Below are 23,675 nucleotides of genomic sequence, written 5' to 3'. Positions count from 1 at the left end.
TAGGCAACCTGCGGCCAGCAGGAACGTCCTTGCTAGACAGAACCAACTGGCTAGGTGCGGAAAACTGTCATGACCCAAGCCTATGACTATGACCTGATTGTTATTGGAAGCGGCCCGTCAGGCCGCAGGGCTTCCGTACAGGCCTCGAAATTCGGAAAATCTGTTCTGGTTATTGATCGGCATGGGCAGATGGGGGGCGTTTCTGTGCATACAGGCACGATCCCGTCAAAAACCTTGCGCGAAACAGTGCTGAACCTGACCGGCTGGCGCGAACGCGGAATCTACGGCATCAATTATCGGGTTAAACAGCATATTGATGCACAAGATCTGGGGCGGCGGGTAGGGAAAACCCTTTCTGACAAAGTGGACGTTCTGGAACACCAGTTTGCCCGGAATGGCATTACACTGATGTATGGCTCTGCCCGATTTCGTGACCCACACACGCTGGAAGTTACAGATGCACAAGGGGACGTTCAACACGTTACCGGCAAGTCGATTGTGATTGCTGTCGGGTCAGAACCGCACAGACCGGACCATATTCCGTTTGATGGCACTTGTGTGATTGACAGCGACGGTATGGTGAAGCTGGATAAAATCCCACGATCTCTGGTGGTGATTGGTGCCGGTGTTATTGGCATAGAATACGCAACCATATTCAGCGCGCTGGATGTTCGGGTAACGGTGGTTGATCAACGCGACCATATTCTTGATTTTATTGACCGTGAGACCGTGCAGGAATTTGTCCATCAACTGCGTGAGCGGGGCGTGAATTTTCGGTTGGGATGCACCCTTGATTCCATTATCATGGAAGCAGGGCAACCCGTCGCCATTCTGGATGGGGGCCGCCGCGTCAGGGGGGATTTGCTACTTTATACCGGCGGTAGGCAGGGGGCGACGGCAGACCTTAATCTGGCAGCAGCAGACCTGACGGCGGATAGTCGTGGCCGGCTGAAGGTAGACCCAGATTCTTTTCAGACTGACGTCTCACACATCTATGCCACGGGGGATGTGATTGGCTTTCCCGCTCTGGCCTCCACCTCCATGGAACAGGGGCGCATAGCGGCCTGTCATGCCTGCGGGTATCCGGTGCCACCAGCACCAACGTATTTTCCATATGGCATTTATTCGGTGCCAGAAATTTCAACTGTCGGCCTGACAGAGGAAGAAGCACAACAAAAGAAGCTGCCTTATGAAACCGGAATTGCCCGGTTCCGCGAGACCTCACGCGGGCAGATTATGGGTGAAACAGCTGGGTTTCTGAAAATCATAGTCTGTTTGCAAACCCACAAACTTCTGGGTGTGCATATTGTTGGTGAAGCGGCAACAGAACTGATTCATATCGGGCAGGCGGTGCTGAATTTTGGCGGTAGTTTTGAGTATTTTATTGAAGCGACCTTCAATTATCCCACATTTGCAGAAGCCTATAAAATAGCGGCTCTGGATGTGTGGAACCGTATGACACCACGGCAGGATGGCGAGCCACCTGCCATAGCGCCAGAAGCACTCTCCCCTGAACGCGGAGCAGAGGGAGCCGCAGTTTAACCGCAGACATGCTGGCTGTGGACGCTGCCCTCAAAATTCTCCATGTCCGCAATACACTATCTCTAAAAACAGAAAAGCCGGACTGCACTGAATGTGCAGCCCGGCTTTATTCGTTATGCCTAATAGGGTTTTCAGGCCGGTTGCGTATCGTCCAGTAAAGTTTCGTGCCCTAACGCATTGAGCAAACGGGCTGCTCGTTCATCCGTATGCGTGATGTGCACGGTCTTACTCCGCGCCTGAAGCCGAGACACCAGCTTTTCAAGCGCATCGGCCGCACTGATATCCCACAGGCGTGCGGCACTCAGGTCAAGCACAACGTGCGGCGCAGCATCCTGAAAATCGATTGCGTCTGTCAGAATAGTTGTTGATGCAAAGAAAAGCTGGCCTCGCACATGATAGGTGCGCGTTTGACCATCCGTGCTCAGGCTGGAGGTAATCTGCAAAAGCTGCATGACCTGAAAGGAAAAGAACAGGCCACTCAAAATCACGCCGCAGGCCACACCAGCCGCAAGGTCATGCGTCAGCACAACCACCACCACTGTTACAATCATGACGGTGGAAGAAAGCCGTGGATGGCGGACAAGATCACGCAAGGAAGACCATGAAAATGTGCTGATGGAGACCATGATCATGATGGCAACCAGTGCGGCAACCGGAACCTGCGCTACAAAATTATGCAAAACAACCAGGAGCAAAAGCAGAAAAGCCCCGGCGGTAAATGTCGAAAGACGGCCTGTACCCCCATAACGCAGGTTACCAACTGTCTGTCCAATCATGCCACAGCCAGCCATGCCACCAAACAGGCCCACCAGAATGTTTGAAACCCCAAGCCCAGTGCATTCCATACGTTTGTTGCTATGCGTGTCGGTCATTTCATCCACCACACCCGCGGTCATCAGGGATTCCAGAACGCCTACCATCGCCATGGCAAAAGCGTAAGGCAGCACTATTTTGAAGGTTTCCAGCGTGAGTGGCAGATGCGGAAGCGTGAAGGACGGAAGCCCGGTTGGTAATGGGCCAAGGTCTGAGACCACATGCACGGGCATGGGATAGGCTATGCTTATACCTGTCAGCACAACAATGCAGATCAAGGGGGAGGGGATAAGTGTTGTGATGCGGGGCAGCAGATACACAATAGCCAACCCAAGGGCGATAAGCGCGTAAGTCTGCCAACTGACATGCACCATTTGCGGAATCTGTGCAGAGAAAATCAGAATAGCCAGAGCGTTGACAAAGCCGGTTGCCACTTCGCGTGAGACAAAGCGCATCATATTCTGAAGTTTGAACAGTCCGAACAGAACCTGAATGGCCCCAGCCAGTAATGTTGCAAGCAGTAGATACTGGAACCCATGACCATGAACCAGATCAGCGGCAACCAGCGCGACTGATCCTGCAGCGCCAGAAATCATCCCCGGCCTGCCGCCCGTAATGGCAATGGCAATGCTGATAACGAATGAAGCATAAAGCCCGACTTCAGGCGCGACACCTGCGGCGTAAGAAAACGCGATGACTTCCGGAATGAGGGCAAACGTGCCGACCATGCCCGCCAGCACGTTTTTGACGGGGGCATCAGTCCATTCCTTTATATAGCTGCTAACGGTCACGAAGCATCCTTCGGCTATTTTGTCAGGGTAAGTGTCTAAGGGCATAAAGGGGATAGCGGCCCACCGAAAGAGCTTTTTCAGGCTGATTTGGTTCATCTGCACATGCTCTGGGGCGTTGTGCGCACGTGGGTAGCCCTTTATGCGTGACGATATGGACGAACATTCCTCTTCCCCCCTGATCTGGATTCTGGCTGGCGAGGCCAGTGGCGATGTTCTGGGCGCACGCCTGATGCAGGCCCTGCACGACAGAAGCCCGGCCGTGCGTTTTGCCGGGGTTGGCGGCACACGTATGGAGGAGCAGGGGCTGCATAGCCTGTTCCCCATGCGGGATCTGGCTGTGATGGGGTTGGTGGAAATCCTGCCGCGTGTTCGTGCCCTGTCTGCAAGGCTGACGCAGGCTGTAGACGATATTGCCGCCAGAAAGCCTGATCTGGTCATTACGATTGATAGTCCGGGTTTTGCCCTGCGTCTGCTGCGACGTATTGCGCATACGGGTGTGCTGCGGGTGCATTATGTCGCGCCCCAGGTCTGGGCCTGGCGGCAGAAACGGGTAAAGGAGTTTCCCGGCCTGTGGGATGAACTGCTGTGCCTGCTGCCATTTGAGGAAGCTTTTTTTAGCCGTCATGGCTTGCTGACGCGTTTTGTGGGGCACCCGGTACTTCAATCGGGCGCGCAGAATGGGGACGGCGCGCGTTTTTACCAGCAGCATGGCTTGACAGCAGATGCGCGTGTTCTGGTGCTTATGCCGGGTAGTCGGCGGTCTGAAGCCCCTCGGCTGTTACCTGTGTTTGGGCAGATGCTGGCTTTGTTACGCAAAGACATGCCTGATTTGGTGCCCGTTATCCCAGTTTCCCCCGTTGTGGCTGCCACTGTGGCGCGGGAAACGGCGAACTGGCCTGTGCGCCCGGTAATTGTGACGGATATTCAGGACAAGCATGACGCATTTGCGGCTGCCGGTGCTGCTTTGACAAAGTCCGGAACATCCACGCTAGAATTGGCGTTGGCTGGTGTGCCTATGGCCGTGACATACAGGGTTAACCCCATTACGGCCTTCATGGCCCGGCGGCTTATCAAAGTGCCTTACGTTGCCATGGTTAATCTGCTGGCTGGCCGGGCGATTGTGCCGGAACTGTTGCAGGAACAGTGCAAGCCTTCTGTTCTGGCAAAAGCTGTCAAACGTCTGTTTGAAAACCAGCAGATTGTGCAGCAGCAGAAAGAGGCGTTCAGAACTGTGCTGGATGGCCTGCAAGGCCCCGATGGAAAACTGCCAGCCGATGCAGCAGCAGATGCGGTTCTGGCTTTGTTGAATGAACGGAAAGGGCAGGCGCATCTTTCCGGCTAAGTATTAGGCTAGGCAATGACCGGGAAAATCTGGCTTCTGGAAAGAACGCGGCCCATAAAAAGGCTGGCAGATTGTTCTGCCAGCCCTGAACGAGAAATCGTTTTGTAAAAGGTAAGCTAAAAAACGTTAGCCAGACGCCTTGGTGCTGACACCTAGGCGGAAGCCTGCCTGTTTAAGCGCTTTGATGGCAGCTTCAGAATATTTACCGACCAGAGGTACAACATTGCCCGGTGCGCACCAGAACCCGAAGGATACAGACACGTTGGCCGCCTGCGGAAGAAAGCCGACTGCCGGTGCTGGGGATGTCAGCACCAGTGAATCCCCCTCAACCAGACCAAGCAGAATGGCGCGGGCTTTATCAAGGTCATCATTATAATCAATCAGAAGGCTGACAGACGCCAGAACGTGGTCTGCCTGTGAACTGTTGACCACCACATTGTTGGAAAGAGTGCCGTTGGGCACGTAGATAAACTCATTGCTGGCGTCACGCAGAACGGTGCGGAACATTTCAATGGAGACAACGGTGCCTGCGCTGCCACCAGCGGAAATGGAATCGCCCACTTTGAAGGGACGGAACAGCAGAATAAGCACGCCGCCAGCAAAATTAGCCAAGCTGCCCTGCAACGCCATGCCGACGGCCAAACCGGCAGCACCCAGCACCGCAACGAACGAGGTTGTGGCAATACCAACCATGGAGGCAACGCTGATCAGCAGCAGCGCCTTCAGCAGCATGCCCACGACGCTAAGCAGGAAGCCGCGCAGCGTTGGTTCAATATGGCTGGCAGCCATCATGCGGCCCATGCCGCGGGTGACCATATTGATAATGGCCCACCCAACCAGCAGCACAATAATGGCAAGCACAAGTTGGCCTGCATACGCAATAATGGTTGGCACCCAGCCGTTAAACTGGGTCCATAATGAATTGACCTGATGTTCCATAATCGTCCCTGATTGTTTTTCTAGTGCTGCTTGGCGGCAATACAGTCAGTGCATTTGTCTGTCAGATTGACGGTCTTTTCAAGGCATCTGACGGGAGCTTGGCGCTGATATGGGCGAAGAAAGCGAATATAGACCCTGTATTGGCATGTTATAACTGCACTGTGCGCGCCCCGTGGTTAGCAGAAGCGCGATAGAGGCGTTTTTATAAGGCCGTTTTATGAATATTTTCTGTAAAAACTAAAAAATTAGAGGCCCGCGTTTACCACAGGCGTTGCTTCCCGGTCGCCGATCAGAACAACCAGCAGATTTGAAATCATGGCTGCCCGTTGTTCAGGCTCAAGCCGGTGATCCATACGACCTTCCAGATCAGCCAGTGCATCTTCAATGATGGAAACCGCCCCACGGGTAATGACGCGACGGGCGGCGATAACAGCGTTGGCAGCCTGTTTGCGTAACATGGCCCCGGCAATTTCAGGCGCATAGGCTAAGTGCGAAATCCGGGCATCGACGACCTCAATCCCGACAGGTGCCATACGAAGTTGTAGTTCCTGCAACAGAAGTCCCGCCAGAACATCGCTTCCATCCCGCAGGGTGATGGCGGAGTAAGTGTCTGAGACTGTATCAGAAGCTGACGTGCCTTGCGGGGTGAAGGCATCATACTGTTCCGTAGGGTCATAGGGGTGACGACTGGCCAGCAGGCGGAGGGTTGTTTCGCTTTGGGCAGAAACATACCGGTCGTAGTTTTCAACCTCCAGCGTTGCACGCGCCGCCTGCGCCACCCGCCAGATGACGACCGCCCCGATTTCTACCGGATTACCAACAGCATCATTGACCTTAAGCGGCCCCGTTTCCTGCGTTTTAAGCCGAAGGGATAGTTTGATGCGGCTATAAAGCGGGTTAACCCAGCGAAACCCGGCGTCAGTCAAAGTCCCTTTGTAATTACCAAACAGAAGACAGACGGCGGCTTCATTGGGTTGAAGAATAATCAGCCCCTTCAGCAGAACAGGAATGGGCAGAAAACAGGCAATACCCAGCAGCGCAGGAACTGACTCAGCCGGGGTGGACGGCGCACCAGCGCTTGCAACCAAAGCTAATCCGACTACCAGAAGGCCGATGCATAATGCCAGCACAACCCATGCACTAACGGCGCGAGCAGGACGTTCTATAATGCGTCCGGATTGAAAAACCGTGTCTTCAGGCCGAGCAGAACGTGAAGGCTGTGGCGCTGAAGTCATGGGCTGTTACTTTCACTATGCTGGCATCACCCCTAGGTCAGGTGTGGGTGTGGCCATAAAGCTGGTTCGGATCAATCTCCGGTTTGGTCAGTTCTACCAGTCCCTGTGGCTCAAATGCACGATAAAAGCAGCTTCTGCGCCCCGTGTGGCAGGCAACCCCAATCTGGTTGACCAGTAACAGGACCGCGTCGGCATCACAGTCCAGCCGGGCTTCATGAAGATGTTGCACCTGACCCGATGTTTCCCCTTTGCGCCATAGCTTTTTGCGGCTGCGCGAATAATAGCAGACCCGACCGGTTTGCAGCGTTTCCTGCAACGCTTCCCGCGTCATCCACGCGATCATCAGCACTTCGCCCGTATCATGTTGTTGGGCAATGGCAGCCACCAGACCAGAGGCATCAAAAGACACAGCGTCCAGCATGGTATCAAGGGCTGCGGGGGCAGGGGCAGTATAGGTCATGACGGTTCAGGGGTTTCCGGGTTTGAGGAAGAAGATTGAGCGGCATCAAGCGCAGCACTAAGCCAGACTGGCGGCCGTGGCACCAGCTTATGGCCATCACACAACAGGTCTTTTTCAAGAGCCGCAGTCTTCAGAAGGGCCAAGCCCACATGATCTTGCGAGGACCGAAGCGTGCCGACCTCGACACCATCTGCCAGAACTGGCGTGCCGGGGGCGGGAAGGGGCGTTGTACTGGCAACGGGGATCAGCCGCCGTTTGACTAATGTGCGATAATGCATGCGGGCAGTCACTTCCTGCCCCATATAGCAGCCTTTGGTCCATGACACGCCGCCCAACAGATCCATATTGGCTTCCGCGACCAGCGTGCGGCCCACTTCGCAATCCTGCACCCCATCGGGCAGGCCTAGAACAAGGCGGTGCAGATTATAATCCAGTTCAGTCGCTGTCAGCGCGGTGTCGGCGGGCGCATCAAGCAGCCGCCAGCCTGCGGTTTCCAGCCGTGGGTCAGCAAAAATAATGGCATTTTCCAGTAGGGCTGCGTCAGGGCGTTCACCCCATGCGGCCAGAACGCGCATACCTGTTGCTTCAAGCTGCACATCAGACCGCAGCCGAAAACGCAGCAACTGCGTGCGCAGGCTTTCGGCCTGCTCCGTCGCGCAATCCAGCAGCAGGCACGTATCATCCGGGTCTGGCACAATAAAAAAATCGGCCTGCCACCGACCTTGTGGCGTCAGACACGCAGACCACGTCGCAGCACCGTGTGTCAGGGCCGCAATATCAGCCGTGACCAGTCCTTGTAGAAATTTCACCCGGTCAGCACCTGACAGTTTCAGAACCGTCCGGTTTTCAAGCAGGGCAACATGCGAGACGGATGGCATGACGGGTTCTCCCATAAGCAACAGAGGGTCTTCTTGACATGAGGTTACGCGCTTAATGTGTCAAACACATCCCCGGCTGGTGCAAGGCCTTGGATATGGGTGCGGTGCCAGAGAGCATAGAATAGCAACGTCCATGCAGCAGGCCCGTTCTTGCGGCCAGAGGCTGCCTGAAACAGCGCCCGAACGCGGTCTGGGCGGGCAATTTCCTGAATACAGGCCTGCTGTGCCACCAATGTGCCCAGACGGTCACCCTGTTCAGCAATCCATGCGCCAATGGGCACCGTAAAGCCCTGTTTTGGAGCAAACGGTTTGGCCGCGGGGCAATTCTGTTCAAGCCAGCGCCGCAGCAGCCATTTGCCTTTATCCCCCCGTACCCGCAGTGAATCGGGAAGCCGCCATGCACAGTCAGCCATGACAGGGTCAAGCAGAGGGGTGCGGCCTTCCAGCCCATGGGCCATCAGGCAGCGATCCAGCTTCAGCAGCAGATCATTGGGCAGCCATTCCGCGCAATCAACCTGCTGGGCGGCGGCCAGCCGTGTTGGGGCGTTTGCCGTATTGACCTCGGCCGCCATAATGCCGTCCCGCCAGTGGGTTGGGGCCGTGCGCAAAACATCCAGCCCGTCAAACATGCCGCGTCGCCACATGCGGCGGCCACCGCGCCACCATGGCCGCATGGCAGAGCGATACCGCCCATACCCACAGAAAAGCTCATCTCCGCCTTCACCAGACAGGATAACCCGCACGTCTTCTGCTGCTTTGCGGGCCAGAAACCATGTGGGAATAATGGCGTAATCGGCGGCGGGGTCATCCATGCAGGCGACGATAGCGGGCAGGTGTTGCCAGACCATGGGCGCTGTAATGCGAACCGTTTCGTGGTCAGTCTGTGCCGCGCGGGCTAGTGCCGTTGCAGCATCGGCTTCGTCCGCCGCGTTACGGGCTTCAAACGTTGCGGTCCATGTGCGCAGTTTTTCCGGGCGCGGCAGACGGGTCATGGCTGTTAGCAAGCTCGCGCTGTCGATACCGCCTGACAGAAACAGGCCGAACGGTACGTCAGAGCGTTCATGCGCCTGCACACTGTCCATCAAGGCAGCATCCAGCGCGGTGAGGGCTTCGTCCTCGTTCTGAAACATGCTGTGTGGCGCTGGGGTTGGTAAGGCCGGGCGTATGGAGCGGTCGAGGATATGACCTTGGCCTACGCGAATTGTCTCACCGGGCATGACACGGTGGATAGTGCTGAAAATAGTCTCCCGCCCTGTTGTGAACTGAAGCTGCAACAACTCATCGCGGGCAGCAGGGCGGAGTGTCCGTGGAGCAAGACCAGCAGCCAGCAGAACACCGGGTTCTGATGCAAACGCCACGCCGCCCTCAAACTCGGTCAGATAAAGGGGCTTGATGCCAAAGGGGTCACGCGACAGCAGCAATTCTTCCTGTGCGCTGTCATACAGGGCGATGGCATACATGCCCCGCAGCCCATTGGCGTAATCTGCCCCATTGCGCTCCCACAAAAGAAGCGGGGATTCGCAGTCGCTACCTGTTTTGAAGTGGGATGCGCCAATTTGCTGGCGGATTTGCGGGTCGTTATAAATTTCGCCGTTTGCAATCAGTGTGCCACTGCCAGCTGACAGTGGCTGGTCCCCGCCCGCCAGATCAATAATGGAGAGGCGCGTGTGAATCAGGTCGGCCTGCGGCAGGCGTGCAAAATGGGCACCATCCGGGCCGCGATGCATCAGGGCCTGCGCCATCCGGTCGAGAACATCCTGTGGCTGGGCTTTGGTGCCTCGGGTATAAACCAGCCCACCAATACCGCACATCAGAGTGCCTCCACAGTTGAGAGGAACTGCTGCCATGCACTTAAAACGGGGCCTGTTGCAAAGGTCTGGTCATAATCCGAGCGGCCTGCTGCGGCTAGTTTCTGTGCAAACGACGCGTCTTCCAACACGGAGCTAATCTGATGCGCCAGCCTTTGCGCATCTTCAACCGGAGCCAGCAATCCGTTCTCCCCGGAGCGGATCAGTTCGGTTGGCCCTTGTGATGCCGCGGCAACGACCGGTTTGGTGGCAGAGAAGCCCTCGATAACCACATTGCCAAGTGGCTCGTGCCGAGATGGGCAAACCAGCACCGAACACGCACGGACAAGCCCACCCGGCTGCGTGGCCCAACCCGGCATCAGCACACGGTCGGCAACGCCCTCCTGCCGGGCCAGTGCTTCAAGCGCATCCCGTTCCGGGCCTTCGCCACAAATAACCAGCCACTGGCGGGGGAGATACCGCATGGCGCGAATGAGCACGTCGAAAGCTTTATTTTTATGCAGTCGGCCCAGCGCCAGCAGAAAAGGGGCATCAGGCGGCACGCCCGCTGGTCTGACAGGAGCGGTGGCAGCCAGGTCGGTCGCAAAATTGGGTAGATAATGAACGCGCTTTTCTGACCAACCCTGTTCAATCATCCATTTGACCAGTCCGTGGGTGTTCCCGATCAGATGTCCGCACCGGCGGTAATAGGAAAGGTCATAAAACCCGCCTAGTCGACCCGCCAGAACCCAGTCTCCTTGGGGCGTAAAGCGGGCTGCGCGGTTCATCCATGCGACCGTGACGCGTGGGGAGAATTTGGTAAGAGCCTGCTTCAGGCGAAAACGTGTGCTGAAATCGGCCATGCCGCCAAAGCGTAGTTCAAGCGCTGGTATTCCTCCACGCCGCATACGGTCGGCGCGGGCCTCTTCACGCCGGATGATAGGCATTACTGAGAGCCCGGAAGCGGCTTGCGCAATGCAGAGCCGTTCAAAGAACAGTTCGGCCCCACCAGTAGCAGCCCCCGCCATGACATGCGCAACGCGGAGGGATGGGTTCAGTTTGACGCTGTCGGGCGTTGAAAGGGGCATATCAGGGCTCATGAGTGTGTTTCCGCCAGCAGGCGGTTGGCGGCCTCGGCCACGGTTGCAACGCTTAGACCAGCGATGGGGGCTTCTCCTTCAGGGCCGGGGGCCACGACCCACGCTGTATGCGGGCCAGATGGCGCGTATTCAGACGCGCGTGATGGCCCAAACAACCCGAGAGTGGGCGTGCCAGACGCTGCGGCCAGATGCATCAACCCGGAATCGTTACCAATATACAGGCAGCAGCGTGTCAGCATGGCGGCAACCTGTGTCAGTGAAAAATGGCCTCCCGCATCAATGGCGTTCGGTAAGGCTTCCAGAACAGGCTGCGCCAACATGCGTTCCTGCTGGCCGGGACCATAAAAAATAACAGGACGAGCAGCGGGCAGCGTTTTTGAAACCGCAGCCCAAAGTGCCAGATAGCGGTCAGTTGGCCAGATCTTGCCCGTCCAGTTAGCTGTAGGGCCAATCGCAATTAACGGACCAGACACAGGGAGCATCTGATCTGCCATCGTCTGATCAGCGTCATTCAGCCAAACGGTTGGTAGGGGTGGCGGTGAAAGTTTCAGCACTTGACCCAAATGCGCGACGCGCAGCCCCGGCCGGCGGCCGCCACGCATGATCAGCCGCTTACGGGTATTCAGAAAAAATGTGATGGCAGAACCACGGAGGTCAATGGCCAGATCCCATTTCTGGCCGATGCAGTTTTTCCACAAATCAAGCCAGTGAAGGTCGTGTTTGCGCTTTTCCATAACAATCACGCGTTCGAGTCCCGGCAGATTCTGGAACAGGCCTGCCGCGACGGGGCCGCACACTATGGTAAAACGGGCATCTGGCACATGGCGTATCAGGTGGGCCAGCAAACCTGTCGAGAGCACGGCATCGCCCAAGCGTGTGGCCGTGATGAAGAGAATACGCATTGGCTTCTGTTATACTGCCCTTTTGTTTTTTCCAAGGCGGCGCGCGTTGGGCTGGCTGGATGCGGGCAGGGGGATGGACATTTGCACCGTCTGTGCCATGAACCTGCGGTTGCAACGGCCGCCCGAATTTTACCTTTGTGGTGTGTCAGGCTGGATACGTTGCTCATCACAGGGAATGAAAAGAATGAGGAAAGGTTTTTTGCTGGTTTGTGGCGTGGCAGTGCTTGTGGCCCAGCCATTGGTGCAGAACGTCGCCCACGCGGCAGCCACCGGTTGGACCGCTGCAGCCTGCGGGGCAGAGCCGACAATGCCGTCACTCGATGTGTCATCTGTCGAGCACTATAATGCCAGTGTGGATAAAGCCACTACCTACGAAAAAGCGGCTCGTGCCTATAATAGCTGTGTGGCAAAGACGGCCAATAAGGAAGAAACCGCAATCAGCAACGAAGCCCGTGAAAAAATTGCCCATATTCACGAAGGCAGCGCAGCCGTGCAGAAGCATATTGCCGCCAACTTTACGCGCATGACGGCTGCCCTGAAGGCTGGGAGTGCCAAATTTGGTGGGGCGTCCCACTAAATTTTTCTGACCGAGGAACCTGAAATCAGAAAAAACTGGGTAACCTGTGTGTGTAAACCGCACAGGTTACCCGATGGTTAGGGGTGTCTTTCCCGATTGGTGCCTTGTATGATGCGTGCGGGTAGGGCAGATATGCCCGTTACGCACCAATGTTAGCCAGAACGGGAACGGGCCAGACGTGGCAGAAGATGTTTTCAAGGAAGTGGACGACGAACTGAAGGCTGAGCGCCTGCGTCAGGCAGCACGCCGTTACGCCGGGCTGGGCCTTGGTGTGCTGGCCGCTGTTCTTGTGGGGGCAGGGGCATGGTCATGGCATCTGTCCAGCCAGAAATCAGCGTCTCTTGCTGCTACCGGTTCGTATCTTACTGCCCTACGGCAGACGGACCATCTGCCGCCAGCCTCGGCTGGTCTGACACCGCTTGGTGAAACAGCAAAAGCTGGACTTGCTGACCTTCAGAAGCTGGCCGCATCCAGCCCGTCAGGGATTGCAACGCTTGCCCGCCTTCAGGAAGCTGCCGTGCAGGCCGCCCATGGAGATGTAAAGTCGGCCCTGGCCACGTGGGATGCTGTGCAAAATGACCAGAAAGCAGACCCGTTGCTGCGTGATCTGGCGACACTGCTGTGGTGCCAGAAACAGATTGATGCGGGTGACCCTGCAACTCTGCGGTCCCGTCTTTCCCTGCTGACGGGTAAGGGGAAAGCCTGGAATGGTCTGGCATCCGAAGCCCTTGCCACGCTAGATGTGCGTGAAGGGCATCTTGATGATGCCCGTAAGAAATTTGCTGCATTGGCAGCGACAGAAGATGAGCCCTCCGGCGTACGCAGCCGGGCACAGGCTATGTCCCAGGCACTAGATCCTTCGGCAGGGTGAGGCACCTATGAGCAAGACGCGTTCTTCTAACGTTGCAAAAGCGCCCGTGCGGCGCAGAACTTTGCTGGCTGGTGCCGCATTGGCCCCCGCGCTGGGTGCGTGCAGCATGTTTGACGATGATGAAAAGCCTGTGCTGGCAGGACATCGAACAGACGTCCTGTCTTCAGGGTCTGGCCTTGAAGTTGATAAGGAGGATCATACACCCATTACGCTGCCAGAGCCGATAACGGTTTCTGACTGGCCGCTGGTTGGGCGTGTGACATCGCATGTTGGCAGCAACTACCGTTGGGGTGGCCTGCGTGAACGCTGGTCCAAATCTGTCGGTGCCAGCATTTCTGAACCTGACATGCTGGCATGGGCTGCTCTGGGCTCATTGGGGCGTGGGCTGATTCAGTCTCCGCCCGTTATTTCTGGCGGGCGTCTGTTTATTATGGATGCGCAGGGCGTCGTTCGGGGCTTTTCCTGGCCGCGGATGTCGCATCTTTGGACGCTTAACCCCAAGCCAAAGAAAATGCGCTCCAGCAATATGGGCGGTGGTTTGGCCGTTGATGGCGACACAGTTTATATCGTCAGTGGGATTGCCGATGCGTTGGCCGTCAATGCTGAAACAGGCAAGGTAAAATGGCGCGTTGATATTGGTGCGCCAGGTCGTTCTCCGCCAACGGTAGTTGATGGCCGTATGTTCTTTGGCACGCTGGATGAACGGTTCTTTGCGCTTGATGCCGCGACCGGCCGCCAGTTGTGGTCTTATGGGGCAACGCAGGCCGATACTACCGTGTTCGGTCAGCCCGCACCAGCGTACACCAATGGCGTTGTGATCGCTGGTTTTGGTGGGGGTGATCTGGTCGCCTTCCGTGCCGAAACGGGTGAAATTGTCTGGAGCGACATGCTCGGCAACGTCAACAGTCAGGCCAGCACGTTGAACCTGTCCTGTGTTCGTGGCCTGCCTGTGGTGGTGGATAGCACCATTTACGCGGTCAGCATGGCGCAGGTTCTGGCTGCCGTTGATATCCGTACCGGTCGCCGCCAGTGGGAACGTGCAATCGCCAGTCAGAACAGCATTCTGTGTGTTGGTGACTGGCTGTTCATTGTCTCTCTGGATGAACAGTTGGCCTGTATTGACCGTCTTTCAGGCCACGTACGCTGGATTACGCAGCTTCGCCGCTTCCGCCGTGTGGATGTGGGTAAGGATATTGTCACCTGGATTGGCCCTGTCATGGCCGGTGGGCAGCTTGTCTGCATCAGCACCCTGCCAGGAAATGGTGTGGTGCGTGTTAACCCGGTTAATGGCGCCATTATCTCTGTTGATTCTTCAAACGCGGTCTCTTTTGTGCCGCCTATAGTGGTTGATGAGCAGATGCTCATTATCACGAATGATGGAAAGCTCCGTTCTTATGGCTGAACGTCGTCGGCCCATGCGGCCAGTTGCGCCGCTACCCTCGGCTGACTTACCTGTGGTGGCTATTGTTGGCCGCCCCAATGTGGGGAAATCCACACTTTTTAACCGTCTTGTTGGGCGTCGGCAGGCGCTGGTTGCTGACACCCCTGGCGTGACCCGCGACCGTAAGGAAGGTCTGGCCGTCGTCCGTGGGCGGCAGATCCGCCTGATTGACACCGCCGGGCTGGAAGAGGCCGCACCGGATACACTCTTTGGGCGTATGCGGTCGTCTTCTGAAGGGGCAATGGTTAATGCTGCCCTTGTGTTGTTCTGTGTCGATGCCCGTGCTGGCATTACGCCTTCAGATGAGCATTTTGCCCAATGGGTGCGGCGTCAGGGTCGCCCTGTTCTGCTTGTTGCGACCAAAGCTGAAGGCCGTGCTGGTGCAGCAGCGGCCATGGAAGCTTATTCCCTTGGTCTGGGTGAGCCTGTTGCGATTTCTGCCGAACATGGCGAAGGTCTGGCTGACCTTATGTTCGAAATTGTCGATCACCTTCCGCCAGAACCAGCCCCAGAAAAAGACGACGAGTCTGAAGACGAATGGGCAGAAGACCCTGAAGCCGGACTGGACGGGGAAGAAATTATTGAGACCCGCCCCAAGGGGCCGATGCGTCTGGCTATTGTTGGGCGGCCAAACGCTGGTAAGTCCACCCTGATGAATGCTCTGCTGGGTGAGGAACGGATGATTACCGGCCCTGAACCCGGCCTGACCCGCGATTCCGTAGCGGTCACCCTCTACGATGAAGGGGACGAGTTCGAGGTTGTTGATACTGCCGGCCTGCGTCGCAAGGCCCGTATTGATGAAGCGCTGGAAAAAATGTCCGTTTCAGCGTCGATCGAAGCGCTGAAAATGGCAGAAGTTGCTGTCCTTGTGCTTGATGCGACACTGGGTGTGCACGAACAGGATTTGCAGATTGCGCGTCTGATTGAACGTGAAGGCCGCGCCTGTGTTCTGGCCCTGAACAAGTGGGATATGGTCGAAGACCGTATCGGCACGCGCAAGGCTATTCTTGACCGTTTGAGTATTTCTCTGGCGCAGATGCGTGGTGTGCCAGTTGTGACGTTCTCTGCTTTGACGGGTGCGGGCTTACGCCGTTTGTTGCCGGCTGTGCGTGATGCATGGACTGTGTGGAATGCCCGTGTGCCAACAGGCGAACTGAACCGTTGGTTTGAGGCAGCACTTGAGCGGCACACACCACCGTTGGTTGAGGGGCGGCGTCTGAAACTGCGATATATGACGCAGGTTAAATCACGTCCGCCAACCTTTGTGATTTTCGGGACCCGTGCCGAATTGCTGCCTGAAGACTACAAACGCTATCTGGTCAACGGCCTGCGTGAAACATTTGATCTGCCGGGCGTGCCCATTCGCTTGCAGCTGCGGGGCACAAAGAACCCCTATGCAGAGTCACGATAAGTGAATGATTGATTGAGAAAACTACAAAAACGCCTTTCCTCCTGAAGAGGAAAGGCGTTTTTTATTTAAGTGTTTTTTTGAACCAATGCTTTTTCAAAAGAGGGTGAAAAACAATGGGTTATGACATAACGATTTCTCGTGAAGCATTCATGTGGATTGAGGCCGGACGCCCGCTATTACAATACACACGCGAAATGATTTATGCGCTTGTCGCGACTGACCCGACCCTTTCTTATGAAGCTGACATCTTGAAAAACGGTAAGGAAAGTGAAGAACAAGGTAGCATTGTTTACCTTTCCCACCCTGACCCAACAGTGGTTACTGAGGGAGGCAACAAGTTGTGGTACCATACATCCGGTATTACAGCGAAATACCCAGACGAACATCTTATCAAAAAAATGGCAGATATTGCTAAAAGACTAAATTCTTTTGCTGTCGGTGATAATGGTGAAAGTTATATCATTGGGAATGATGGTGAACTTATTGTCGATGATTCTGGTGAAAATTTTAATTATGTTGTTGGGGATTCGGGGCGGCGTTACGAATTAGATAGTGACGGTCGTCTCGCGAACCTGAATTTAATACCAGATTATCTGGAAGAAAATAAACATTCCTTCTCAAAAGAAGACCGGGATCGTTTTATCCCGTCTTCAGCGCCCCCACCACCTCCTCCTAAAAAAGGTCCCAAAATTTATGGTTTGGGAACAAAACCATGTGAAGAATTTTCGAATAGTCATGAACAGAAGAAAATGGAAAGAGTCTACTACTATTACACGTGGTATTTTGGCCTTATAACAGCACTCAATATGGTGCATGCGGCAAGCAACAGAGAGCCTCTCAATTACGAGACAACAGATAATATTATCAATGAAGATATCGCTTTTCTGTATGCATTCAGTAAAGCCAACCCCCAAAAGAGTTTTATCAGGGCGTGTGAGGCTCTGATACAAATGCGGACAGCCCGTCAGTCAGCTTCAAAAGAACAGAAGCCAACTTAGCTCTGGAAGGTTGAATAAAGGACAAAGGCGCGGCGTCAGCCACTTTCATGCGTGTCAGTGAATGATCCACGAAAGTGGCAGGCAGATTGCCAATCCCAGCACGGCAATCAAGGATTCGATGACTGTCCAGCTTTTCAGGGTCTGACTCAGGTTCATGCCCAGATACTCTTTCATCTGCCAGAAGCCAGCATCATTCATCAGGCTTAACCCCACAGACCCGGCCCCGGTTACCAGAACCAGAAGCTCAGGTGATACGGAGTGAGAGGACGCAAGGATAGGCCCCACAATGCCCGATGCCGTTGTGGTGGCAACGGTGGCCGAACCTGTGGCGATGCGCACCAGTAATGCCAGCAACCATGCCAGCACCAGCAAGGGCACATGGGCCCCCAACGCAAGATCAGTGATGGAATGAGACAGGCCGCTGTCCATCAATTCCTGACCAAAGCCGCCACCCGCACCAATTAGCAGCATGATAGTGGCTGTCGGGGCCAGACATTCGTTTGAAAACCGCAGAATGGTTTCGCGTGAAAGGCCGCTAACACTGCCCAGAAGCCAGAAGGACATCAGGGTGGCAACCAGAAGGGCCACATCCGTATTGCCCAGAAAATGAAGAACCTTGTGCTGCCACGCGGTCGCTGGCCACAGCATTTCAGCCAGAGCACCTCCAAGCATCAGAACAACTGGCATCAGCAATGTCAGGCAAGACAGGCTAAAAGAAGGAAGGTGCTCACGTTCCGGGCGGCGTGAAAACTGATCGGACAGGGCGGTGGGGGAAATGGCTCCCAGACGCGGTACAATGACATACGCATATAACGGCCCCGCTATGGCTGCGATGGGTGTGCCAATAATGATCCCCCAGAAGAGGGTGTGGGCTGTGTTAGCGTGATAGGCAGATATTGCCAGAAGTGTGGCCGGGTGAGGGGGCACCATGGCATGCGTTACGGAAAGAGCCGCCGCCATGGGAAAGGCCAGCATGGGCAGCGGCAGGTCATTGCGGCGCGACAAAACGATAGCCAGCGGAATCAATAGCACAAACCCGACCTCGTAAAAGACGGGAAGCCCCACCAGCAGGCCAATGACCATCATGGCCCAGTTCAGCCGCTTTTTGCCTGCCAGACGCGAGAGAGTGAGCGCTATCTGATCGGCTCCACCGGTTTCAGCCAGAATTTTGCCAAGCATGGTGCCGAGCGCAATAACGCCAGCAACATGGCCAAGCACATGCCCCATTCCCGCTTCAAATGATGCAATGGCTTTTTCAGTGGGCATCCCGGCAACCAGCGCCAACCCCACTGATACAATAAACAGCGAGATGAACGGATTAAGGCGCACCCACCCAATCAGCGTGACAAGCAGCAGGATGGCGGCGGCCGTCAGGCCTGTAGCAAGTAAGGGCGTCATGATGGCAGGATGGAGCGACCCTGCACCATGATGTCAACCATTTGATGAAGGCAGGATGCTGCATTTGGTCTTCGCTTTCAGCCCGCATAATCGCCGAAGGCCAGAAGAATAGCCGCTAAAGCGCACGTTTATTTTAGAAAGCACTCTATCCCGCAGCGCCACACGATTGTGTGTGACACGACAAAAACAGCCTCAACTGGGTGTAGAAGCTGTTATCACAAGCGGGATTAAGACTTTCTCTTTGAGTGTGAGGGTGGCACAGAAGCGCCTAGCGCAAGCCCATGAGAGATATGGCAAAGGAGCCACACCAACCCATGACTGATCTTGCGCCCCCCGTTGCGCGTGTCACCCAACCCAAACTGCCAGATGGTCTGCATGGTTCTGCCCGGCTGTGGGCCATGATGGCTGTTTCGCTGGCTGTCTTGCTGGCACTGCTTGATTACGCGATTGCCAATGTAGCGCTGCCCGATATTGCCCAAGATTTGAAAGCATCGGCGTCTTCATCCATCTGGGTGGTAAATGCGTATCAGCTTGCCAGTCTGGTATCCTTACTGCCGCTAGCGTCGTTGGGAAGCCGGGTCGGGTTTGCACGGCTGTGCCGGGCCGGGATTATTCTGTTCATGGCATCGTCCTTGCTGTGTGCCACAGCAACGTCTCTTCCCATGCTGGCGGGGGCACGTGTTTTGCAGGGCATTGGCGGTGCCTGCATAATGAGCGTGAATATTGCGCTCATCCGCTTCATTTACCCGCATGCAGAAATTGGTCGGGGCATCGCCCTGAATGGCGTGACAATTGCCGTGGGGGTGGCGTTAGGGCCAACGGCTGCGGCCATTATTCTCAGTGTCGCTACTTGGCCATGGTTGTTCTGGATCAATCTGCCGCTGGGGGCGCTGGCGCTGGGTATGGCGTTCAAAGCGTTGCCGGAAACACCGCGCACCAACCAGAAGTCTGACATTCTGGGCAGTTTCCTGTGCATTCTGGGTGTTGGTTCCTTCGTGATGGGGTTTGATGAACTCTCCCACCACGGCAATGTTGCGTTATCTGTCAGTCTGATTGCTATCGGTCTGGGGGCGGGTATTGCGCTGGTACGGCGGGAAGCTGAGGCACCACAGCCCATTCTGCCGGTTGATCTGCTGATACGCTCGGATTTTGCCGTGGCATTTGTGACAGGCTTTCTGGGGTTTGTGGCCTCCAATTTTTACATCATATCCATGCCGTTCACACTGCATGATGAACTGGGCTTAAGCGCTGCCTTGACAGGTCTGCTGATTACGCCGTGGCCAATTGGTATCATGTGTTCCGCACCCGTGGTCAGACGCTTTGCCGATACGGTTTCCGCTGGGGTGCTTTCCTCCATCGGGTTGTCTGTTACCGCGACGGGCTTCATTCTGCTGTGGCTTCTGCCATTACAGCCATCAGTTTTTGATATTGCGTGGCGGACGTGGGTTGCTGGTTGGGGTTTTGGGTTTTTCCAGCCCCCGAACAACCGGGCCATGATGGTTTCAGTGTCGCATGCTCGCGCCGGTGGGGCCAGCGGTATGGTGCAGGTGGCACGTCAGGCCGGGCAGGCTTTTGGGGCTATGGGGGTTGCTGCCTTTTTTGTACTGTTTGCCCATGAAGGTGCTCATGCCTGCTTGCTGGCGGCAGCCTGTGTGGCGGCAAGTGCGGCGGCTTTAAGCGCAAGCCGCCTGTTTATGCGGGGGTGATCAGATTTCGCTTTCCAGGAAGATGCGGCTGGTGTCGCCCATCCATGCGCCATAATAGCGTTCCAGCCAGCGTTCGGCCTGTGTGGGGGCTCCGGCAGCCAGCGCGGTAAGGGGGGCCAGATAAGCCCATTCTTCCACGCCGTTGTCATCAACATGGCCACGGCCCTGTAAGCCGTCCATTGCAATACCAACCATCTGCGCTGCAAGGTCACGCACTGTGCCTTCACCCCATGGGGTATCCAGCGCCTGCATGGGCACAAGCGAACGCAGTTTGACGTAATCTTCCCACGGGCGTTCACGCACCAGTTCGTAAGCAGCTTCAAGGGCGGCATCGTCATACAGCAGCCCGACCCACAGGGCCGACTGCGCCATCATCATTTCATATGATCCGGCGTCCGCACCACGCATTTCCAGAAACTGTTTCAGCCGCACGTCAGGGAAAGCTGTTGTCAGGTGGTCTTCAAAGTCACCCAGCGTTGGTGTGACGTCTTCTAGCCCGTCCTGACGATCACCATTTATCCAGGCGCGGAAAGAGCGTCCGGCCACGTTACGCATCTTGCCATTCCGCATGATGAAATACATGGGCACGTCCAGCGCCCATTCAGCATAGCGTTCAAAGCTGAAGTCTTTTTCAAACACGCAGGCAGGCATGCCGGCGCGTGCGTTATCTGTATCGGTCCAGATACGCGCACGGTTTGACAGGAAATTGTTGGGCTTACCCTCGACAAAGGGAGAGTTCGCAAACAGGGCTGTTGCAACTGGCTGAAGGGCCAGAGACACCTGCATTTTGCGCACCATGTCTTGCTCAGACCCGAAATCCAGATTGACCTGCACCGTGCAGGTGCGCTGCATCATGTCCAGCCCCAGCTTGCCAACCTTGGGCATATAGTCGCGCATGATGGCATAGCGCGACTTTGGCATCCACGGCAGGTCTGCGCGCGTGGCGGTAGGGTGGAACCCAAGGGCGGAGAACCCCAACCCCAGCTTACGCGCCAGCGGACGCAGTGTTTCGTAATGGTCTGTCAGTTCCTGCGCGGTTTCGTGCAGGGTGCGTAATGGTGCACCTGATAATTCGAACTGCCCGGCCGGTTCCAGCGAAATACCAGCGCCTTTGGCGTCGTTCTGGCCTTTCAGGCCGATAATGCTTCCTGCGTCGATAATAGGCTGCCAGTCGTCCGGGCTATTTTTTTGCAGGCCAATCAGCAGGTCTTCAATGCCAGCGGGGGCGTAAGGGGGCGCGGCATAGGCCGGGCGGCCGCCCTGCGGATTGCTGCCATTGCTGGCGGCTTCAGGGCGTATGAAGCCAAATTTCTCATGCTCGGTGCCAATGCGCCATGAGTCACGAGGTTTGCACCCTTGCGCCAGAATTTCGGCCAACTGCGAAACAGAGCGGACAGGCGTATCGTCTTGGGCACCAGCATTGGACATGAGAGCGTACTGTTCCTTGAAAGTCAGTCCGAAGCGGAAACCCGGACCAAAAACGGAGAGGTAAGGTTATTCTGACTGATCTTGCGCAGAGCGCAAGCCATCGCCCATTAACGCAAGCCCCGCGGCGACAGCGGTATCTGCCCGTAGCACCAGAGCGCCAAGAGAAACAGGGGTAACAAAAGACCGGGCCAAAAGAGCCTGACATTCCGTATCACTGAAACCTCCCTCCGGCCCAATCAGCAGCCCGTCGCCAGCCCGCGTGGCGCGAAAAGAAACGGGAGCTTCAATATTGCGGTCTTGTGCGCGTTCAATGGCCGTAAACAGACGGCTACCTTCGGGCCATGACCCCAACAGGGCCGTAAGCGCGCAGGGTTCCGCAACATGCGGGATATCCAGACGTTCGCATTGTTCCGCAGCTTCGGTGGCAATAGCGGTTAAACGCTCCAAATTCACCCGGTGTGTATTGGTGCGCTCTGTCATAATGGGCAGGAATGACGTGACGCCCAGTTCCGTGCCCATCCGCAACACAAGGTCGGTCGCATCGCGCTTTAACAGCGCAAAGGCCAGCACCAGACCCGGTTGTGCCGAAGGGATGCGCAGACGTTCCGTGAAGGTCAGGCTGCCTTTGTCTTTGCGAATATCACCCAACGTGGCCAGCCATTCGCCCATCTGTTCGTTAAAAACACGAACAGGCTCGCCCATCTGTCTGCGCAGAACAGTGCCCAGATAGCGGGCCTGTGCCGGTAACAGAGGGCAAGACGTGCCTTCTGTCGCATCTGGTGCGGTGTCTGCAGGCAGATAAAGGCGGGGAAGGTGGGCGTGGTCGCTCATGCTCGGACGGTTCTGTTATGGGAACGGAGGGCAGAGGCCCCGCGATGAAGGAGTTTTCGGTTTAGGCTGATCTGTACCGTTATGCAAAGAGCTTCCGGGCGACCCAGTTTGTGTAATAGAGACAATGTTTCTATTACACTGGTGCCGTAGAGTATGGGCCTGCCAGAGGTCACTTTGTTGGCTATGGCCACCCCCACCCTTATGCGGGCCGTATTCTACCAGCTTTCTGTCTTGCCAAGGATCAGCCAGATTCGTGTCTGTATCAGCTTCTTCCCCGCATACTGATATCAAGGTCACCGGGTGGATTTCTCGCCTGCCACCCTCATTGCGTCCTTATGCGCTGCTGGCGCGTCTTGATAGACCCATTGGCACATGGCTGCTGTTTCTGCCAGGTGTATGGGGGATTCTTCTGCCGCACGACGTCGCTGTGGCAGAGCGCGTGCGGCTGATTATTCTGTTTGGGGTCGGTAGCCTCGTCATGCGCGCAGCCGGGTGCGTGGTCAATGACATGTGGGACCGCGATATTGACCGGCAGGTGGCCCGCACGGCGGGGCGACCCTTGGCGTCTGGTGCGCTGAGCATGCGGCATGCGGCCCTGTTCCTGTTGCTGCTTCTGCTTATCGGGCTGGGTATTCTGGTTCAGTTGAACGGGCTTTCGTGCCTGCTGGGGGTGTCGTCCCTGTTGCTGGTGGCGCTTTACCCGCTGGCCAAGCGTTTTACCTGGTGGCCGCAGTTGGTCATGGGGTTTACGTTCGGGTTTGGCGCACCGATGGGGTATGCGGCAGCGGCGGGGTATCTGTCATGGGCGCAGGCCGCGCTCTATGGCGCAACCATTCTGTGGCAGTTGGGTTTTGATACAATCTACGGCTTTCAGGATATGGAGGATGATGCCCGCATTGGCGTAAAATCGACCTCTCGCCTGTGGGCTTCCCGCGCGCGCGGATTTATCGGAACCTGCTATGCGGGCATGGTCGTTTTATTGGCAGTTGCTGGGGCATTGGCAGGTGTCGGTCTGCTCTTCTGGCCAGCATTGCTTTTACCCATTGCGCTGCTGGCACTGCAGGCAGGGAGCGTGAACCCGGCCGACCCGGCACTCTGCCTGCGGCAGTTCCGGTTCAGCCGTGAAATCGGTTTGGCAGTGGCTCTGGCCCTGCTTGTCGGGCTTGTGGCGGTTTAAGCGGTAGGCTGTTTGAGTGTGGCCCCTGTTATCCTGCGGCCCACATTG

The 23,675-nt window shown here is 56.2% G+C and carries 20 protein-coding genes; 9 read left to right on the top strand and 11 right to left on the bottom strand.

Annotated features, from left to right (window positions below):
* Positions 1–69 precede the first annotated feature (69 nt).
* Positions 70–1,542: a Si-specific NAD(P)(+) transhydrogenase gene (sthA, locus tag Abin_RS03615; RefSeq protein ID WP_048844982.1), complete on the top strand. Its 1,473-nt coding sequence runs from the start codon at positions 70–72 to the stop codon at positions 1,540–1,542.
* A gap of 131 nt (positions 1,543–1,673) precedes the next feature.
* Here sthA and Abin_RS03610 read toward each other — a convergent pair whose 3' ends face one another.
* The gene (locus Abin_RS03610) at positions 1,674–3,146 is read right to left on the bottom strand and encodes a SulP family inorganic anion transporter (RefSeq protein WP_048845040.1); all 1,473 of its coding nucleotides are present in this window, start codon (positions 3,144–3,146) and stop codon (positions 1,674–1,676) included.
* Between the two features lie 151 nt (positions 3,147–3,297).
* Between Abin_RS03610 and lpxB the strand changes: the two genes are divergently transcribed.
* Complete coding sequence (gene lpxB / locus Abin_RS03605) at positions 3,298–4,488, top strand: lipid-A-disaccharide synthase (protein WP_048845039.1); 1,191 nt, start codon at positions 3,298–3,300, stop codon at positions 4,486–4,488.
* Between the two features lie 126 nt (positions 4,489–4,614).
* On the opposite strand, the gene Abin_RS03600 is transcribed toward lpxB, so the two are convergent.
* The 7 genes from Abin_RS03600 to Abin_RS03570 all read right to left on the bottom strand — a co-directional run bounded on the left by Abin_RS03600 (position 4,615) and on the right by Abin_RS03570 (position 11,789).
* The gene (locus Abin_RS03600; protein WP_048844981.1) at positions 4,615–5,427 is read right to left on the bottom strand and encodes a mechanosensitive ion channel family protein; all 813 of its coding nucleotides are present in this window, start codon (positions 5,425–5,427) and stop codon (positions 4,615–4,617) included.
* 245 nt (positions 5,428–5,672) lie between these two features.
* On the bottom strand, positions 5,673–6,662 hold the full coding sequence (locus Abin_RS03595) for an SPFH domain-containing protein (RefSeq protein WP_048844980.1): 990 nt from the start codon (positions 6,660–6,662) through the stop codon (positions 5,673–5,675).
* Positions 6,663–6,699: 37 nt separating this feature from the next.
* Positions 6,700–7,122 (bottom strand): phosphoribosyl-AMP cyclohydrolase, encoded by a 423-nt coding sequence (gene hisI, locus Abin_RS03590; protein WP_048844979.1) that lies wholly within the window; start codon positions 7,120–7,122, stop codon positions 6,700–6,702.
* On the bottom strand, positions 7,119–8,000 hold the full coding sequence (gene ygfZ / locus Abin_RS03585) for a CAF17-like 4Fe-4S cluster assembly/insertion protein YgfZ (RefSeq protein ID WP_048845038.1): 882 nt from the start codon (positions 7,998–8,000) through the stop codon (positions 7,119–7,121). The genes hisI and ygfZ overlap by 4 nt, the downstream gene beginning before the upstream one ends.
* Positions 8,001–8,044: 44 nt before the next feature.
* Positions 8,045–9,811, bottom strand: coding sequence for an asparagine synthase (glutamine-hydrolyzing) (gene asnB, locus Abin_RS03580; protein ID WP_048844978.1), 1,767 nt, complete (start codon positions 9,809–9,811; stop codon positions 8,045–8,047).
* The gene (locus Abin_RS03575; protein ID WP_255319302.1) at positions 9,811–10,887 is read right to left on the bottom strand and encodes a glycosyltransferase; all 1,077 of its coding nucleotides are present in this window, start codon (positions 10,885–10,887) and stop codon (positions 9,811–9,813) included. The genes asnB and Abin_RS03575 overlap by 1 nt, the downstream gene beginning before the upstream one ends.
* Positions 10,884–11,789, bottom strand: a complete 906-nt coding sequence (locus tag Abin_RS03570; protein WP_048844977.1) for a glycosyltransferase family 9 protein — start codon at positions 11,787–11,789, stop codon at positions 10,884–10,886. The genes Abin_RS03575 and Abin_RS03570 overlap by 4 nt, the downstream gene beginning before the upstream one ends.
* Positions 11,790–11,973: 184 nt before the next feature.
* Here Abin_RS03570 and Abin_RS03565 point away from each other — a divergent pair, with 184 nt between their 5' ends.
* The 5 genes from Abin_RS03565 to Abin_RS03545 all read left to right on the top strand — a co-directional run bounded on the left by Abin_RS03565 (position 11,974) and on the right by Abin_RS03545 (position 17,087).
* Complete coding sequence (locus Abin_RS03565) at positions 11,974–12,366, top strand: hypothetical protein (protein ID WP_084593433.1); 393 nt, start codon at positions 11,974–11,976, stop codon at positions 12,364–12,366.
* A 178-nt stretch (positions 12,367–12,544) separates the two neighbouring features.
* Positions 12,545–13,237: a tetratricopeptide repeat protein gene (locus tag Abin_RS03560; RefSeq protein WP_048844976.1), complete on the top strand. Its 693-nt coding sequence runs from the start codon at positions 12,545–12,547 to the stop codon at positions 13,235–13,237.
* Positions 13,238–13,244: 7 nt separating this feature from the next.
* Positions 13,245–14,639, top strand: coding sequence for a PQQ-binding-like beta-propeller repeat protein (locus Abin_RS03555; protein ID WP_048844975.1), 1,395 nt, complete (start codon positions 13,245–13,247; stop codon positions 14,637–14,639).
* Complete coding sequence (gene der / locus Abin_RS03550) at positions 14,632–16,089, top strand: ribosome biogenesis GTPase Der (protein WP_048844974.1); 1,458 nt, start codon at positions 14,632–14,634, stop codon at positions 16,087–16,089. Before Abin_RS03555 ends, der begins: the two co-directional genes overlap by 8 nt.
* A 113-nt stretch (positions 16,090–16,202) precedes the next feature.
* Positions 16,203–17,087, top strand: coding sequence for a hypothetical protein (locus Abin_RS03545; protein WP_048844973.1), 885 nt, complete (start codon positions 16,203–16,205; stop codon positions 17,085–17,087).
* 54 nt (positions 17,088–17,141) lie between these two features.
* Here the strand turns inward: Abin_RS03545 and Abin_RS03540 are convergent, their stop codons facing one another.
* Positions 17,142–18,485: a GntT/GntP/DsdX family permease gene (locus Abin_RS03540; RefSeq protein ID WP_048844972.1), complete on the bottom strand. Its 1,344-nt coding sequence runs from the start codon at positions 18,483–18,485 to the stop codon at positions 17,142–17,144.
* A gap of 314 nt (positions 18,486–18,799) precedes the next feature.
* On the opposite strand from Abin_RS03540, the gene Abin_RS03535 reads away from it, so the two are divergent.
* Positions 18,800–20,191, top strand: a complete 1,392-nt coding sequence (locus Abin_RS03535) for an MFS transporter (protein ID WP_048844971.1) — start codon at positions 18,800–18,802, stop codon at positions 20,189–20,191.
* Here the strand turns inward: Abin_RS03535 and Abin_RS03530 are convergent, their stop codons facing one another.
* Both Abin_RS03530 and Abin_RS03525 read right to left on the bottom strand, forming a co-directional pair.
* The gene (locus Abin_RS03530; protein ID WP_048844970.1) at positions 20,192–21,619 is read right to left on the bottom strand and encodes a glutamate--cysteine ligase; all 1,428 of its coding nucleotides are present in this window, start codon (positions 21,617–21,619) and stop codon (positions 20,192–20,194) included. It lies immediately after the preceding gene.
* A gap of 66 nt (positions 21,620–21,685) precedes the next feature.
* The gene (locus Abin_RS03525) at positions 21,686–22,450 is read right to left on the bottom strand and encodes a 16S rRNA (uracil(1498)-N(3))-methyltransferase (RefSeq protein ID WP_048844969.1); all 765 of its coding nucleotides are present in this window, start codon (positions 22,448–22,450) and stop codon (positions 21,686–21,688) included.
* A 253-nt stretch (positions 22,451–22,703) separates the two neighbouring features.
* Here Abin_RS03525 and ubiA point away from each other — a divergent pair, with 253 nt between their 5' ends.
* Positions 22,704–23,627 carry a 4-hydroxybenzoate octaprenyltransferase gene (ubiA, locus tag Abin_RS03520; protein ID WP_048844968.1) on the top strand — a complete coding sequence of 308 codons (924 nt, stop codon included), beginning with the start codon at positions 22,704–22,706 and terminating at the stop codon, positions 23,625–23,627.
* The last annotated feature ends 48 nt before the right edge of the window (positions 23,628–23,675 follow it).

Source organism: Acetobacter indonesiensis (genome assembly GCF_000963945.1).
GTDB classification, from domain to species: Bacteria; Pseudomonadota; Alphaproteobacteria; order Acetobacterales; family Acetobacteraceae; genus Acetobacter; species Acetobacter indonesiensis.
Note: the sequence above shows the minus strand (reverse complement) of the source record. Positions and strands in the feature narration are given on the sequence as shown.

Coding starts and splice junctions, on each gene's coding strand:
- Abin_RS03530 (WP_048844970.1), bottom strand. CDS start 21,619: ATGTCCAATGCTGGTGCCCAAGACGATACGCCTGTCCGCTCTGTTTCG.
- lpxB (WP_048845039.1), top strand. CDS start 3,298: ATGGACGAACATTCCTCTTCCCCCCTGATCTGGATTCTGGCTGGCGAG.
- Abin_RS03570 (WP_048844977.1), bottom strand. CDS start 11,789: ATGCGTATTCTCTTCATCACGGCCACACGCTTGGGCGATGCCGTGCTC.
- Abin_RS03555 (WP_048844975.1), top strand. CDS start 13,245: ATGAGCAAGACGCGTTCTTCTAACGTTGCAAAAGCGCCCGTGCGGCGC.
- Abin_RS03575 (WP_255319302.1), bottom strand. CDS start 10,887: ATGAGCCCTGATATGCCCCTTTCAACGCCCGACAGCGTCAAACTGAAC.
- Abin_RS03525 (WP_048844969.1), bottom strand. CDS start 22,450: ATGAGCGACCACGCCCACCTTCCCCGCCTTTATCTGCCTGCAGACACC.
- der (WP_048844974.1), top strand. CDS start 14,632: ATGGCTGAACGTCGTCGGCCCATGCGGCCAGTTGCGCCGCTACCCTCG.
- Abin_RS03600 (WP_048844981.1), bottom strand. CDS start 5,427: ATGGAACATCAGGTCAATTCATTATGGACCCAGTTTAACGGCTGGGTG.
- Abin_RS03535 (WP_048844971.1), top strand. CDS start 18,800: ATGACTGATCTTGCGCCCCCCGTTGCGCGTGTCACCCAACCCAAACTG.
- Abin_RS03545 (WP_048844973.1), top strand. CDS start 16,203: ATGGGTTATGACATAACGATTTCTCGTGAAGCATTCATGTGGATTGAG.
- hisI (WP_048844979.1), bottom strand. CDS start 7,122: ATGACCTATACTGCCCCTGCCCCCGCAGCCCTTGATACCATGCTGGAC.
- sthA (WP_048844982.1), top strand. CDS start 70: ATGACCCAAGCCTATGACTATGACCTGATTGTTATTGGAAGCGGCCCG.
- asnB (WP_048844978.1), bottom strand. CDS start 9,811: ATGTGCGGTATTGGTGGGCTGGTTTATACCCGAGGCACCAAAGCCCAG.
- ygfZ (WP_048845038.1), bottom strand. CDS start 8,000: ATGCCATCCGTCTCGCATGTTGCCCTGCTTGAAAACCGGACGGTTCTG.
- Abin_RS03540 (WP_048844972.1), bottom strand. CDS start 18,485: ATGACGCCCTTACTTGCTACAGGCCTGACGGCCGCCGCCATCCTGCTG.
- Abin_RS03565 (WP_084593433.1), top strand. CDS start 11,974: ATGAGGAAAGGTTTTTTGCTGGTTTGTGGCGTGGCAGTGCTTGTGGCC.
- Abin_RS03595 (WP_048844980.1), bottom strand. CDS start 6,662: ATGACTTCAGCGCCACAGCCTTCACGTTCTGCTCGGCCTGAAGACACG.